Below are 14482 nucleotides of genomic sequence, written 5' to 3'. Positions count from 1 at the left end.
GCTAGGTTCTCGACCACAAAAAGTGTTCGATCTGCCAATTTTATCAGCCTCGATGGCGAGTCGCCGCCAGACGTTCGTCCCCACCGCGCCAAATGACGTCGTTGTCGGGCCGGCATCTGGAGCCTTCGGAGATGTCGCTTGGCATCCGGATGATCTCGATCGGCCAGCCGCATCGCGCTGTCCCGATCACCGGCGCCACTTCCTTGCTATCGCGGTGCGCATCAAGGGCACGCTGGCGAACCCGATGGCCCACGCCGGCGAAGGCCCGATCACCATCGCCCATCCCTCCGGCACGACCGTGGTCGATGCCGCGGTCGAACATGCCGACGATCACGCGAAGGCGCGCCATTCATGGCGCCGGTTCCGCTGTCGCTCCACGATAGGACTACCGCACATTGCCAGTTGTCGCCGGCTGTGCGAGAAAAGGGGCGTCGGGGGCTACACCAGACGCTTCTGGCGTGCAGTAAGACCTGATTTTACGGGGCTTTCTCGAAGCCGTTTTATTGTGGCGGAGAGGGAGGGATTCCCAACCGACGGCCGCAGATACCACAAAACGCCCGTAAAACAAGGCAATCCTAGAAGGGCCGGCGAAGGTTTGCGACCACCGCCGTGTACCACCGGGTCGGCCCGGCAGGGCGTCAACGTCAGGCTATTTCGAGGCGTCTCAGGGCCGTCGCCGGCGTGTGGATCCCTCCGAGAGGGGTCTGGCCGGCCGCGGCGACAGGAGACCCGGCCGCCCGTCAGGAAGCTTGCCGCTAGATGAGGGGCATGAAGTCCAGGATCGGCAAGATCGGTAGCTCCGGTGTCTTTCTGTTGAGGAGCCAGCGCCGGGAGCGCACCGCGCTCGCCAATCATCACAACTACAGGTAACATCGCCGCCATTACTCACCAAAAGGATTGAGAATGACCGGCGAATTGGCAGGCGAACAGCCTAAGAAGCGGATAGCACTCTTCCTCGATGGCACCTGGAATACGACCAACGACAACACGAACGTCTGGCGGCTCCGCGCACTTGCCGCTCCCGTTGGGGCGGACCAGGTCCGGCAGTCGATCTACTACAACGCCGGCCTTGGAACACAGGTCGGCAGCAAAGTGCGCGGCGGGATGTTCGGCGTTGGCATCGACGACATACTCCTCGAAACCTATCAATGGCTGGTCGAGAATTACAACGACGGCGACGACATCTTCATCTTCGGTTTTTCCCGGGGATCCTACACGGCCCGCAGTCTGTCCGGCTTCGTCTCCCGCTGCGGCGTGCTGAAGCCAGGCGGGCCACTGTCGATCAAGCAGCTTTACGATCGCTACCGCCTTGGATTGACGGTGCCCTCGATCGAACGCCTTCTGAACCACCCTCCGAAGAACCCCACCTTGGAGGAGGAATGGCTGGTCCGGTACTCGCGTTTCGTGAACATCAAATTCCTGGGGGTGTTCGACACCGTCGGATCCCTCGGCGTTCCCATGGGCATCAGCCGCTTCAAGAAAAGCCACTCGTTTCTCAACACCAGCCTTCGCACCCCGAATATCGCAGCGGCGCATGCGCTGGCGATCGACGAGCACCGCCCCGATTTCGCACCTACTCTATGGACCAGGAGTGTTCCTAAGGATCCGAAAGCGGATCAACCGAGGCCTCCCCGATCGCTTGCGGAGGCGGAGCAGCGCTGGTTCGTTGGCGCGCACGCCAACGTGGGCGGCGGCTATTCCAACGATCTGTTGTCCCAGAGGCCGTTCGCCTGGATGATGAAGCGGGCCGCCGCCCAAGGGCTTTCGTTTCGCAGTGATGTCGACCAATTCTCTCCCAAGATCCGGTCGCCCGTCATCGATTCCTACGGAAGCTTTCTCGGGGGTTTCTACCGGTATCTCCAAAGAGAATATCAGCGGCCCATCGGGGCTAATCCGATCGATTCGAGTACGGCCGTCGAAAATCCCATCAACGAGACAATCGACGGTTCAGTCCTTGAGCGATGGCAGAGCGACGAGTCGTACAGGCCCAAGAATGTTTCGCAGTGGGCCGAGCGGAAGAAGGCGGACCTGGCAAAGCTTTCAGGCTCGTTGCGTGCAGACGATCTCTCGCCTGTGCCGAGCGACTAGTTCAGGAGCACGGATAGATATGACCTTCAGAGGTCCTCGCGCAGTCCTTTGAAGAACGGGTGCCGGACCCTCCCTTCCGCCGACTTTGCGCGGTACTCGATCTCAGCGAGCAGCTTTGGCTCGACCCAGACGCCTTTGTGGGCGATTCGCTTGGCGTAGGGCTGCGTCTTGCGGACGAGAGGCTCGAGCCGTCTCCGGAGCTCCGCGGTCGAGGTCTTGTCGAAGCCGTGGTCGACCTTGCCGGCGTAGACGAGATCGCCGCCCTTGCGCCGGCCGACGTAAAGGCCATCCCACTTGGTGCCATCCAAGGCGAAGCCTGCGATCGTCAGCGTCTCCCGCTGCGCGCAGGTCTTCTTCACCCAGCTGTTGCCGCGGCCGCTGGCGTACACGCTGTCGCGCACCTTGGAGACCACGCCCTCCAAGCCGACCTTGCAGGCGTGCGCGAATATATCCGGGCCCTCGATCTCGAAGCTCTCGCTGAACTGAACGTCGGTGCCCGAGATGATCTTCTTGAGCTCCGCTTTCCGCTGGAGGAGCGGCAGCTTCCGCAGGTCGCGACCATTCATGTAGAGGAGATCGAAGGCGACCAGGACGATGCGCTTCGAACTGCCCTTGAGCTCGTTCTGCAGGACCGAGAAGTCGGTAGTGCCGTCGGCCGCCGGCACGACGATCTCGCCATCCAAGATCGCCGAGCCGCACTTGATGTGCCAAGCGTCCTGAGCAACCTTCTTGAAGCGGTTGGTCCAGTCGTGGCCCCGCCGAGTGAAGACCTTGACCGCCTGATTGTGCAGATGAACCTGCACCCGATAGCCGTCGAACTTGATTTCGTGAATCCATCGGGATCCGGACGGCACCCTATCGATCGAGGATGCCAGGGCCGGCTCCACGAAATTCGGGAACGGTGCCTTGACGCCGATACCCGGCTTCTTACGCGCGAACGCCACGGACAGAACTCCACGCAACAAACGTGATTCAAGGTGACACATGCGGAATCGTTCCGGAACTAGTGAATCCTAGTAACGTTGCTCCGACATCATTCAATGAAGGAGCCGACCATGGCAAAGGCAGCGAAGAAGACCACGCGGGGACGCAAGCAGGACCGGGCCCGTGTTGCCGGCGGGCAGAAGTACGAAGTCGCTTACGAAGCCAAGAAGACCGGCCGCTCGGCCGCTGCGGTGAAGAAGACCGTGAAGAAAGTCGGCAACTCTCGCAAGAAGGTCGAGAAGCGCCTCGGACGTTGAGGACCGAGGTTCACTTCGGACCTGGGTCCCAAGCGATCAGACTCTCGAGGAGAAGCGGTTGAAGGCCGTCAGCGTCTGCAGCCGGGGCTCGACTTCCCGCAGGTAGATCTCGGTTCGCAGGAACGTGAGCTCGTCGTCGAGCGCGGTCTCGCAGACGTCGACGTGCCAGGACTTCGGCCGACCGTCGCTGCCATCATTCCATCGGTATCCGCGCTTCTTCAACGAATCCTTGAGCTCGAACGGCGACTGCTCGGCCCAGACGCGCACCGTCGGCTTCCGGGCCGTCTCCAGCAGGAGCGCGAGCGCCGGCGCGCCAGTCGTGGGCAGGACGAAGTCCAAGATTTCGAGTAGGGCATGGCAATCGTCGACGGCCCGGTGGGCCTGGTGGAAATATCCGGCGCCGTTCAGAAGGTAGGCGAGTTGCGCGCCTGCGAAACCGTGCTTTCGCCAATCGACCTCCGTCGCGCTGCAGCCCCAGGCCATGCCTTCGAAGACCGGCCAGTACCGCTCCGCGAATTTGCGATCGAAGCCCGCGTTGTGCGCGATGGAGATCACCGCGCCGTCCACGAAGGCGTTCACCGCGGCCTCGTCGATCCTATGGCCGGCCACCATCTCGTCGGTGATGCCCGTGAGCGCCGTCACCTCAGGCGGAATCGGGGCGGATGGCTCGTTGAAGGCGGAAAACGTGTCCCGGACGACGGCGATGCGGCCGTCGGGCGTGTAGTCGAATTTGACCATCCCGAGCTCAATGATCTCGTCCCTGGCGTGATCAAGTCCGGTGGTCTCGGTGTCCAGCAGTATGCCGACCCTGGTCTCCTGTCCGGCCGCCGGGGACGAGGGGAGACGCGGCGCCAGGCGGCGCAGCACCCGGTAGTCGGCCGATCGGCTCAGCGCCTCGGCCATGGCCTCCAAATCTGGCAGGATCGATAGCATCGCGTCCGGAGGTTTTGGGTCGAGCGGGCATGCGTATCTCGCACACAAAAGCTCGACGAGGTACCAGCATTTCGAGCGATTCACGGCCTTTTCGATGGTCTGGACCGGATTGAGGGGTCCCGGTCCGTTTCAACTGCTGCAGACCGAACGCACTCGTTGGAACGACCGGAATACTTTGCGGTTGGGGGCCGATGATCGTACACGCGATCGAGATCGCCGCGGGCATTGTCCTTGTCGTCTTTGCCCTTCGAGACGTATTCGATACCGTGGTCGTGCCGGGAGAAAGCCGGGGCGCGCTGCGCGTGGCGCGTCGCCTGCTCGTCGTCACACTTCCGATTTGGAAGTGGGCCCGCCGCGGCAAGAACGGGGTCTCCACCAGCTTTGCGCCGGCGATCCTCATGGGCTCCTTCCTGATCTGGATGGTCCTTCTGTGGCTGGGCTTCGGCCTCATCGCGCATGCGCTGGGCGATTGGTTCGCGCCGCCAGCCGATTTCCAGGAGGCACTGTTCATCGTCGGAAGCGCGTTGTGCACGGTGGGACTGAGCGGCATCGAGGCCCACGGTCCGGCCCGCTGGGTCCTAGTCCTGGCCGGCCTTTCGGGCCTTTCGGTCCTGACGATGGCCGTCACATACCTGCTCCAGGTGCAAGAAGGCATTTCCCGCCGCGATGCCGGAATTCTCAAACTTACGACGGCTGCGGGTCAGCCGCCCTCGGCTCTCGGACTGCTGGAGCGTTATGCCGACCTCGACTCTCCGGAGGAGATCAGACGCGTGCTCTACAGAGGAGGGGATTGGTGCGCGACCGTCCTGCAGAGCCACGCTTCCCATCCTTCGCTAATCTACTTCCGATCCGTCGGCGTGGGGTCGGGCTGGCCTGCAACGCTCGGAGCCATGATGGACCTCGCACTGATTTTCGAACTGCTGATCGACGACCGCGAGAGCCGAGCGCTGGCGATCCTGCTCCGAAGCGAAGGATTGCGCCTCATAGACGATCTGAATGGACTGATCGGCCTCGAGCCGAAATCCGACGACACCACCGCTGGGGCAGTGCCTCGGGTCTGCGCCCGCTTGAAGGCGGCTGGCTACAAGCTGCGTTTGCCGGTCGACGCAGCGGAGTTCGCGGACCGGCGGCGAAAGCACGCTGGCCGGGTGCGTGCCGCGGCCGAGCATCTTGGCACTATGGAGGCACCCCTGCTCCCTTGATCGCCGGCCGCGGGTTCGGACCGTGGTTTGTTGGCGCAGGTTCAGTCGAGCCGGCACTCGGGGTAAATGACCGATGGATTTCACCACGTCGTTATTTCGAGGGTCGCCTGATCCGGAGACAAGCCCTCAGGTAGGTCCTGCCTGGCCACGCGCATCTTCCGAGACTATTGCCAACCTATGCTAATCGTCCTAGCCTCTCGCCAAGCAGACATTCAACGTCAGCGTGTTCCTTCGCAAGCGGCTTGCCGCAGAGAGAAGGTGATGATGTAGGCAGGCAGAATGCCGTAATCGGGCGCGCTCGACCGCGATCGATCCGAGTGCGCCGATCAATGCGCCGGTTTGACTGACTTCGCTGCGAAGATTGACCAGAAATCTGAAGTCATCTCATCGACGGCGCGACGACGACGACGCAAAAGCGTTGGCGGACGGTTTCGGTCGTACACAAAGAAAAAACATACGTCGATCACGACGGAGGACCGAATGCCGAAGATCCCGACGCGTCACGCTTCCACGATTTTCGCCGAGTCCATCGCTCTCGCCCTCTGCCTTGTAGTCCCAAGCGTTCCGGCGCTTTCGGCGCCTCAGTAGCGGCCAGGGACGGTGCGATGACGATCCGGTTGACCGATCATCCTCCGAGAGAATTCGCCGGCATGCTCTGGCTCGCCGGCGGCACCTTCCGCATGGGCTCGGACCATCATTATCCGGAGGAGGCCCCCAGCCATCGGGTGACCGTCGACGGATTCTGGATCGACCGCACGCCCGTTACCAATCGCCAGTTCAAGGAATTCGTCAACGCGACGGGGCATGTCACCACCGCGCAGATCGTACCGGACCCCAAGGATTACCCAGGCGCGCTGCCCGGCATGATCTTCGCGGGCTCGCTGGTGTTCTCGCCGCCTAAGCGCGTCACGAATTTGCACGACTGGAGCCAGTGGTGGAGCTTCCTGAAGGGGGCCAACTGGCGCCGTCCGTACGGACCGAAGAGCAACATCAAGGACCTCGACGACCATCCGGTCGTCCACGTGTCGCACGCCGACGCGCTGGCCTACGCGCGATGGGCGGGCAAGGATCTGCCGACCGAAGCGGAATGGGAGTTCGCCGCGCGGGGCGGCCTCGAGGGCGCCGAGTTCGCCTGGGGCGCGGAGTTCACGCCTGGCGGTGTCCACCTGGCCAACACCTGGCAGGGCGAATTCCCACGGCAGAACCTGAACGAAGACGGCTATGAGCGCACTTCGCCCGTCACGGCGTTTCCGCCGAACGGGCACGGCGTGCACGACATGATCGGGAACGTCTGGGAGTGGACGTCGGACTGGTATTCGCAAAAACACGAAGCCGATGCGCCGAAGGCCTGCTGCATTCCGGAGAATCCGCGCGGCGGTCGTGAGGAAGCGAGCCTCGACCCGAATCAGCCGGCAATCCGGATCCCGCGCAAGGTCATCAAGGGCGGCTCGCATCTGTGCGCGCCCAACTACTGCCGCCGCTATCGCCCTGCGGCCCGCCACGCCGAACCCATCGATACCTCGACCAGCCACCTCGGATTCCGCTGCGTCAAGCGGAGCAGCCGATGACGGTGGCGCAGCCAATCGATTTCTCGCGGATCCTGAGCTGGCTGGCCCTCGCGCTGGCGGCGGTGCTGCTTGCCCTCGGAGCCTATCGGTATGGATGGTCGGTCGAGATCCATCGCCGGTTCTGGGCGGACATCTTCGAGCGTGTCCACGGGCCAATGTCGTTCCGCTTCTACCTGCAGCCGACGATGGCGCTGATCGCGGCTGTCCCGGACGGGATCCGGGACACCCGGCTCGGCCACAAATCCTTCTTCTGGTCGGCGTGGTGGGACAGGAGCGCACCCGCCGGCCGGCTTCGCGAAGGTCTCGCCTCCATCGCCCGCGTGATGCTGCTCGGCATCAGCATGGACGTGATCTACCAGTTCAAGGCGCTCGACCGCTTCTACCCCGTGGAGGCGCTGATGATGGCCCTTCTGCTCGCGGTCATTCCGTATTTCGTCTTCAGATGGATCGTCGAACGGGTCGCCTCATGGTGGCTTGGGCGGAAAGAGGGCGCATAGATGTCGTCCGGAGGCGCTCGATCATGGAAAGCGTAACGTCCAAGTCCGCCTCCGACCAGATATCGGTCGAGTTGTCGTCGCGCCGCACCGGGATGTCGTTCCAGCGCACGCGGATGAGCGCCGACCGCACCCTCATGTCGGTGATCCGCACGTCGCTCTCGCTGATCTCGTTCGGCTTCACGATCTTCCAGGTCTTCGGAAAGCTGCGTGACCAGAACATCATCACGCACGGCGCGCCGGCGAAGAATTTCGGGCTGACGCTGGTCGCGCTGGGCATTCTGATGCTGATCGGCGGCCTGATCTATCACCTGCAGTTCATGGTCCAGCTGCGGGAGGAGCGGAAGGCCATGGCGTCGGACGGGCTGATCCACGCAGAAAGCAGTTTCCCGGTCTCGCTGACGCTGATGACCGCCGTGATCCTTCTGCTCGTCGGCGTCGCCGCGATCGTGAGCATGGTGTTCGACATCGGCCCGTTCGGCTGAGGAATGATGATTTCGTGAGGCGCTAACATCGAAACCAGTGCGTCGAGTGAGACGCAAAAGTGAGAGGTAGTCGAATGGCCAAAAGCAGCAAGCCGAACATCATCATGATCATGGCCGATGACGTCGGCATCTGGAACATCAGCGCCTACCACCGCGGCATGATGGGCGGCAGCACGCCTAACCTCGACCGCATCGCGCGCGAGGGCGCGCTGTTCACCGACTACTACGGGCAGCAATCCTGCACCGCGGGTCGCGCTGCGTTCATCACGGGACAGACCCCGTTCCGCACCGGGCTCCTGAAGGTCGGCCTGCCCGCCGCGAAACAGGGTCTGCAGGATTCCGATCCGACGATCGCGGAATTCCTCAAGCCCCTCGGCTACGCGACCTCGCAGATCGGCAAGAATCATCTGGGCGACCGCAACGAATACCTGCCCACGGTCCACGGTTTCGACGAATTCCACGGGATCCTCTACCACCTCAACGCGATGGAGGAGCCGTACGACCCGCAGTATCCGAAGGACGAGAAATTCCGCGCGCGATTCGGGCCGCGCAACATCATCAGCAGCGTCTCCACCGACGTCGACGATCCGACCGAGGATCCGCGCTGGGGCCGCGTCGGCAAACAGAAGATCACCGACGCCGGCCCCCTGCCGCCACATCCCGGCCTGGACCCGGCCGCGAAGGTGAGCATGGAGGACATCGACGCGGATCTGGTGAGGCGCTCTTGCGACTTCATCGATCGCTCCGTGAAGGCCAACAAGCCGTTCTTCCTGTGGCACAACTCCACGCGCTGCCACTCCTTCACGCATCTGTCCAAAAAGTGGGACGGCAAGACCGGCTTCGGCCTGTTCGCCGATGCGATGGCGGAGCTGGACTGGGTCGTGGGCGAACTGCTCACCAAGCTGGACGACCTCGGCATCGCCGACGACACGATCATCATGTTCACCAGCGACAACGGTGCTGAAATCTTCAGTTGGCCGGACGGTGGCAATCATCCGTTCCGCGGCGAAAAAGGCACCGTGTACGAGGGCGGCTTCCGGGTGCCGATGCTCGTCAGGTGGCCTGGGGTCATCAAGCCGGGCACGATCGTCAACGAGGTCATGTCGGCCGAGGACTGGTTGCCGACGCTCGTCGCGGCGGCCGGCGGCGATCCGGATCTGAAGAACAAGCTGCTCACCGGCTACAAGGCGGGCGAGAAGACCTTCAAGAACCATCTCGACGGCTACAACTTCATGCCGTTCTTCGAAGGCAAGGTCACCGAGAGTCCGCGCCGGGAATTCTTCTACTTCAGCGACAACGCCGATCTGATGGCGGTGCGCTACAACGAATGGAAGATCACCTTCAAGACGGTCGTCGGAAACCTGTTCTCCGGCAAGGAGGATTCGACCAACGTTCCGATCGTGACGAACCTGCGGGTCGATCCGTGGGAGCGATACCAGACCGAGTCGACGTCCTACGGCGAATGGTGGGGCAAGAAATTGTGGGTCATGATGCCCGCCACGATGATCATGGGTCACTTCCTCTCCACCTTCAAGGACTACCCGCCCAGTCAGGTTTCGGGCTCGCTCAGCGTGGAGAAGGCGTTGGCGGCGCTGCAGGAGGGCGGCCGGAAGAACTGATTTCCGACTGCTTGTGATCAATGGGTGATGGAGGTGGTGCTCATGAAACCACCTCCTGATCGGGGGCGCCGGTGAAAGAGTGGCTCGTTTTTCTCTCCGAACACGCCGTCATCCTGATCGAAGGGATGGCGCTTCTTGTCGTGCTGTTTGCTGCGGTTGAAGCCTTCTTCCAGGCAGTGCGCCTTCTGGTCTTGCGAGCGGAAGGACTTGATGGCCACGACGTCTGGCTGCGCTTCGCCCGCCTTCTGGTCGGCGGCCTGACGTTCCAGCTCGCGGCCGACATCATCGAGACGGCAATCTCCACGACGTGGGAATCGCTCGGCCGCATCGCGATCATCGCGGTCATCCGGACGTTCCTCAATTTCTTCCTCGAGAAGGACGTTGGTCGATCAGATAATCGAGCTCGGGCGACGAAGGTGGCACAATGAGCTGTAAGAGCGTCTCAAGCCTTCTGGTCGGGGGAATTCTTTGCCTCGTTGCCGGCGTCGCCTGGGCGCAAACCGATCCGCTGCCGTCCTGGAACGACGGCGAGGTCAAGAAGTCGGTCACCGATTTCGTCGCGCGCGTCACCGCCGAGGGCGGGCCGGACTTCGTGCCGGCGCCCGAGCGCGTGGCCGTGTTCGACAACGACGGCACGCTGTGGACCGAGCAGCCGTTCTATTTCCAGGGCTTCTTCGCCCTCGACCGGGTCAAGGCGATGGCTCCGCAGCATCCGGAATGGAAGACGACGCAGCCGTTCAAGGCGGTGCTCGACGGGGATATGAAGGCGCTGGCCGGCTCGGGCGAAAAGGGCCTGATGCAGATCATCGGCGTCGCGCACAGCGGCATGACCACCGACGATTTCTCCAAGTCGGTCGTGGACTGGCTCGCGACCGCGCGGCATCCGCGCTTCAAACGTCCCTACACCGAACTGACCTACCAGCCGATGCTGGAACTGCTCGCGCTTCTCCGGAGCAAAGGCTTCAAGACCTTCATCGTGTCCGCCGGCGGCGTCGAGTTCATGCGGCCATGGACGGAAAGGGTCTACGGCATTCCGCCCGAACAGGTGGTTGGCTCGTCCGGAGTCGTGACGTTCCGGACGGACCCTAGTGGCAAGCCGATCCTTCTCAAGATGCCCAAGATCGAGTTCGTGGATGAAGGGCCAGGCAAGCCCGTCGGCATCAACCGTTTCATCGGGCGGCGGCCGATCTTCGCCTTCGGCAACTCCGACGGCGACCTGCAGATGCTGCAGTGGACGACGGCCGGCGCGGGTGCCCGCTTTGCCGGGATCGTCCATCACACCGACGCCGAACGGGAGTACGCCTACGACCGGGCATCGAAGGTCGGCAAGCTGGACCAGGCGCTAGATGAAGGCCGGGCAAGAGGGTGGACGGTCGTCGACATGAAGCGGGACTGGAGAGCGGTTTTTAAGCCCGAGAAGTAAATGCGACCAGAACAGCGAGTGACACTGCAATTGATGCTTTGCCAACCTGAGGAGTAACCCGATGTACAGACTGATGCTGGCTGCTGCCGTGTGTTTTGTCTCCTTTGCCGCGACGGCTGAAGAAGACTCTAAAGCCGCCATCAAAAAATGGCGTGCGTGTGCCGACGCTACGGCGACCCGATTCGCCAAAACCGATGAAGCTGCTCAAGTGGTCTCACGCCTGGCGATATTGTCGTGCCGCGCCGAGAAGCAAGCCGCCTGGCAGGCGATGTCCCAGGAAAGCGGCCCGCACTTTGCCGACGACTACGTCGAAACCATGGAGCGTCGCTACACCGATCTGCTTGCGATCGACGTCATAGAGATGCGGTTGAAAAAGTAGAATGTATGGGACGGACGTCCTCTGGAGATGCATCCCGTGATGAAAATCATGAACAGCATTGCGGCTCTATTCGCCTGCCTGGCGATGCTCTCTCCGGATGCCTGCCATGCCCAGGAACCGCGCCTGGATGAGCGCCTTCTTGTTCTGCCGCTTCCGATCCCGGTCCTCGCCTATGTGGTGAGACCGCTCGTCGATGCGCCGCTCCCTCTCGTCGTCATGAACCACGGCGAAACGTTGGACCCGAGGGAGCGCAGCTTCTATCCGATGGTTGAATTCCGCGACGCCGCCTTCTGGTTCGCCAGGCGCGGTCATCTGGTTGTCGTGCCGATCCGGCCGGGCTTCGGCAGTTCGGCTATCGATCTGCCGGACCAGGGCGTATTCAGCACCTATTTCGGCGCGGTCGGTAAATGCACGGACGCGAGCTTTCGAACGGCCGGCATCGCAATCGCCAGGCTCAACCAGTGGGTAATCGACTACGTGGTCGGCCAAAAACTTGCGATTGCGTCCGGAACGATCGTAGTCGGTCAATCAGGCGGCGGCTGGGGCTCCCTAGCATTATCGAGCCTGAACCCGACTGGTGTGCGAGCCGTCATTACCTTCGAGGCCGGCCGGGGCGGCCGCGTGGACGGGAAGCCCAACAACAATTGCAATCCCGAAAAGCTGATCGAAGCGGCGCGTGAATTCGGCAGTTCTGCGCGCGTGCCCACGCTTTCAATATACACCGAGAACGATACTTATTTTGGTCCGGCGCTCTCGGGAAAGTTGCTCGAAGCTTACAATGCCGCGGGCGGACAAGGCGAATATCACTTGGTGCCGCCGTTCGGGAATGAGGGCCACTTCCTGATAGATGACCCGAAGGCCATTCCGATCTGGTCGCCCATCGTGAGCCGCTTTCTGGAGGCCCATCCATGAGAGTGGGCAAGAGATCGACGCTGCGTTCATTCATGGTCGTTGCGACGCGGGTGTGCACGATCTTGGTCGCTTGCATGCAGTTTACTGCGACCTCGGCTGAACAGGCGCCGGACACCAAACCCGACCTGTCTATCAACTCGGGCGTCAAGCCGCTGGGAAAGCGGGATATCCGGGACATTCGATTGAGTGGCTGGCGTAAGCTGTGCTTCGAAGTGTCCCCTGCGGAAAAAGTATGTCGCACAACGAACGTCGGCGTGATGGATACCGGGCAGGAAATGATCCGGTTCGATCTCATCGACGCGGGGGCGGCGGAGGGCCGCATTCAGATGCTGCTGCCGCCCGGAATGTATCTGCGATCCGGTATCACCTTGACGGTGGACCAGAACGAGCCGCTCCACCTTTCATACAGCTGGTGTCTTGCAAACGCGTGCGTCGCCGCAGGCCCCGCCACCCCTCGCTTTGTCAGCGATCTTCGGTCCGGCCGCGTCTTGACGATAGAAGTCGTCGACCCGAGCTTCCTGACGGTCTCGGTGGCAGTTCCGCTCGATCAGTTCGCGTCAGTCCATGGCGGGCCGCCGACTCAGCTATTCGATGAATCGCTGACCCTCAGGAACTAGACCTACGCGGCGGACGCGAGCCCGTTCGACTTCTTTGGTTGGGTGCCGCTGTACGGGAGGGCACTGGCGCACTACCTCTATGCCCGCGTGAACTGGCGAGCTTAAGCACCCGGCGCAGGATCTTCCTTGACGCCGCGGGCAACGATCCGGAGCGTCCCGTCCAAGCGGACGCTGCAGCAGCGCCTCGTCGGCCGGCGCTGTCATCCAAATCTCGACCTCTTCTGGGGTCGTCAGAATGACGGGCATCGCCTTAGGGTGTATGGCGCCAACTTCTGCATTCGGCTCGCCGGTGTTCGCGAACCGCGAGGCGCTCGGCTACATCCTCGGCTACGGCGCCCACTGCTTCGAACTCTATGGCATCCGGACCTGCCTCGTCGGGTTCTGGACCTACGTCATCGCGCACCAGAGCGCACACGGCTGGCTGTCCCCCGTGCTTGTGAGCTTCGTCTTCGCGATCGTTTCCATGCCCGCCAGCATTCTCGGCAACGAAGCCGCCATCAAGTTCGGCCGCCATCGGGCCATCACGGTCGCGATGATCGCCTCGGCCGCGGTGGCGGTGGTCATCGGCTTGAACGTGAGCGCGCCTGCATGGGCGCTCGCCATTCTGCTGCTCGCCTATGGTCTTACCGTCCCGGCCGATTCCGGCGCGTTGACATCCGGAATGTCGGCGGCCGCCACGCGCGAGCACCGGGGCGCGTCGCTCGCGCTTCACTCCACCGTCGGTTTCGGACTGTCGGCCGCCGGCGCATGGGGGACCGGGGTCGCTCTCGATTCTGCCGGCGGCCCACAAAGTCCGGCAGGATGGCTGCTGGTGTTCGTGGTCCTTGCGGTCGGGATCTCGATGGGGCCGCTGGCGCTGATGTGGGCCCGTGCAGGCCAGGCGCCAGCGACGAGGCCCGCTGAATGACAAAGCACCAGGGCTGCCGCGGCGGGGCGCTGCGGCTGCCCGGTCTGGACCGGCCAGGAGCGCCCTGGAGCCAAAATGCGGTACCGGGGCCATCCAGGGCATCGATTCCTCACTGGCAAGGCCAAAACGATCGGCTCAGCTATGTCGCCGCGGATCCCGGGTGGCGAACATGTGAAGGGGGCTGACTTCCAAAGCGACCCTGCCCGTGGGATGGTTGCGCCATGAATCTGCGGGGACTGCTCAGAGTTGGGTTCGCGGTCATGGTGACCGCCGGCTTGGCGTTGGCGCCCTTGGCGGCGCCGGCCGCCGCTGCGCAACTCCATGCGGACGGCATGAGCGACATGTCGATGTCGGCCGACATGCCCTGTTGCCCCGATGAGCAGAAGAGCAAGGACTGTCAGGATTGCCCGCTGGTTGCGATGTGCGTCCTGAAGACGGCCCAGGCGGGACCCTCCGAGGCCGTCGCATTGCCGCTGCGACACGCGATCCGGACCACCCACTGGGTGGCGGACGACGCGGTCGGCGACGGTTTGGTCCGTCCACCTCCCGACCAACCCCCTCGAACCCTGGCCTGAACGGCGCTTGACGCCGATCGCTTCCGTGCGCCTCGCGCG

General features: G+C 62.9%; 16 protein-coding genes and 2 pseudogenes. 14 read left to right on the top strand and 4 right to left on the bottom strand.

Translation table 11 applies throughout. The annotated features are described in order from the left end of the window. Positions 1–43 precede the first annotated feature (43 nt). Positions 44–349, bottom strand: coding sequence for a hypothetical protein (locus tag HAP40_RS03615; RefSeq protein WP_246741185.1), 306 nt, complete (start codon positions 347–349; stop codon positions 44–46). A 554-nt stretch (positions 350–903) separates the two neighbouring features. Between HAP40_RS03615 and HAP40_RS03610 the strand changes: the two genes are divergently transcribed. After that, entirely contained in the window at positions 904–2088 is a 1185-nt protein-coding gene (locus HAP40_RS03610) for a DUF2235 domain-containing protein (protein ID WP_166819075.1), read from the top strand. A gap of 26 nt (positions 2089–2114) precedes the next feature. Here HAP40_RS03610 and ligD read toward each other — a convergent pair whose 3' ends face one another. After that, entirely contained in the window at positions 2115–3032 is a 918-nt protein-coding gene (ligD, locus tag HAP40_RS03605; RefSeq protein WP_166819076.1) for a non-homologous end-joining DNA ligase, read from the bottom strand. A gap of 111 nt (positions 3033–3143) precedes the next feature. Between ligD and HAP40_RS03600 the strand changes: the two genes are divergently transcribed. Beyond that, a complete protein-coding gene (locus HAP40_RS03600) occupies positions 3144–3329 on the top strand; it encodes a DUF3606 domain-containing protein (protein WP_166819077.1) in 186 nt (61 codons plus the stop codon). A 36-nt stretch (positions 3330–3365) separates the two neighbouring features. On the opposite strand, the gene HAP40_RS03595 is transcribed toward HAP40_RS03600, so the two are convergent. Then, a complete protein-coding gene (locus HAP40_RS03595; protein WP_166819078.1) occupies positions 3366–4232 on the bottom strand; it encodes a 3'-5' exonuclease in 867 nt (288 codons plus the stop codon). A 221-nt stretch (positions 4233–4453) separates the two neighbouring features. On the opposite strand from HAP40_RS03595, the gene HAP40_RS03590 reads away from it, so the two are divergent. The 10 genes from HAP40_RS03590 (at position 4454) to HAP40_RS03545 (ending at position 12961) form a co-directional block, all read left to right on the top strand. Continuing rightward, entirely contained in the window at positions 4454–5464 is a 1011-nt protein-coding gene (locus HAP40_RS03590) for an ion channel (RefSeq protein WP_166819079.1), read from the top strand. Positions 5465–6114: 650 nt separating this feature from the next. Further along, complete coding sequence (locus HAP40_RS03585) at positions 6115–7032, top strand: formylglycine-generating enzyme family protein (protein ID WP_166819080.1); 918 nt, start codon at positions 6115–6117, stop codon at positions 7030–7032. Then, positions 7029–7529, top strand: coding sequence for a hypothetical protein (locus HAP40_RS03580; RefSeq protein ID WP_166819081.1), 501 nt, complete (start codon positions 7029–7031; stop codon positions 7527–7529). The genes HAP40_RS03585 and HAP40_RS03580 overlap by 4 nt, the downstream gene beginning before the upstream one ends. 23 nt (positions 7530–7552) lie before the next feature. Beyond that, positions 7553–8011, top strand: coding sequence for a YidH family protein (locus HAP40_RS03575; protein WP_246741186.1), 459 nt, complete (start codon positions 7553–7555; stop codon positions 8009–8011). 74 nt (positions 8012–8085) lie between these two features. Further along, complete coding sequence (locus HAP40_RS03570) at positions 8086–9630, top strand: arylsulfatase (RefSeq protein ID WP_166819082.1); 1545 nt, start codon at positions 8086–8088, stop codon at positions 9628–9630. Positions 9631–9701: 71 nt separating this feature from the next. Further along, positions 9702–10058, top strand: coding sequence for a DUF1622 domain-containing protein (locus HAP40_RS03565; RefSeq protein WP_208024823.1), 357 nt, complete (start codon positions 9702–9704; stop codon positions 10056–10058). Continuing rightward, positions 10055–11053: an HAD family hydrolase gene (locus tag HAP40_RS03560; protein WP_166819083.1), complete on the top strand. Its 999-nt coding sequence runs from the start codon at positions 10055–10057 to the stop codon at positions 11051–11053. Before HAP40_RS03565 ends, HAP40_RS03560 begins: the two co-directional genes overlap by 4 nt. A 61-nt stretch (positions 11054–11114) precedes the next feature. After that, the gene (locus HAP40_RS03555; RefSeq protein WP_166819084.1) at positions 11115–11432 is read left to right on the top strand and encodes a hypothetical protein; all 318 of its coding nucleotides are present in this window, start codon (positions 11115–11117) and stop codon (positions 11430–11432) included. 39 nt (positions 11433–11471) lie between these two features. Then, on the top strand, positions 11472–12344 hold the full coding sequence (locus tag HAP40_RS03550; RefSeq protein ID WP_246741382.1) for a dienelactone hydrolase family protein: 873 nt from the start codon (positions 11472–11474) through the stop codon (positions 12342–12344). Continuing rightward, positions 12341–12961, top strand: a complete 621-nt coding sequence (locus HAP40_RS03545; RefSeq protein ID WP_166819085.1) for an invasion associated locus B family protein — start codon at positions 12341–12343, stop codon at positions 12959–12961. The genes HAP40_RS03550 and HAP40_RS03545 overlap by 4 nt, the downstream gene beginning before the upstream one ends. Positions 12962–13062: 101 nt before the next feature. Here HAP40_RS03545 and HAP40_RS03540 read toward each other — a convergent pair. Further along, positions 13063–13252, bottom strand: a pseudogene (locus HAP40_RS03540) (SOS response-associated peptidase); the annotation flags it as partial. Between HAP40_RS03540 and HAP40_RS03535 the strand changes: the two are divergent. Further along, positions 13245–13868, top strand: a pseudogene (locus HAP40_RS03535) (MFS transporter); the annotation flags it as partial. The pseudogenes HAP40_RS03540 and HAP40_RS03535 sit on opposite strands and share 8 nt — an antisense overlap. Before the next feature lie 221 nt (positions 13869–14089). Further along, the gene (locus tag HAP40_RS03530; protein ID WP_166819086.1) at positions 14090–14443 is read left to right on the top strand and encodes a hypothetical protein; all 354 of its coding nucleotides are present in this window, start codon (positions 14090–14092) and stop codon (positions 14441–14443) included. Positions 14444–14482: the final 39 nt, after the last annotated feature.

It is taken from the genome of Bradyrhizobium sp. 1(2017) (assembly GCF_011602485.2).
Classification (GTDB): Bacteria; Pseudomonadota; Alphaproteobacteria; order Rhizobiales; family Xanthobacteraceae; genus Bradyrhizobium.
Note: the sequence above shows the minus strand (reverse complement) of the source record. Positions and strands in the feature narration are given on the sequence as shown.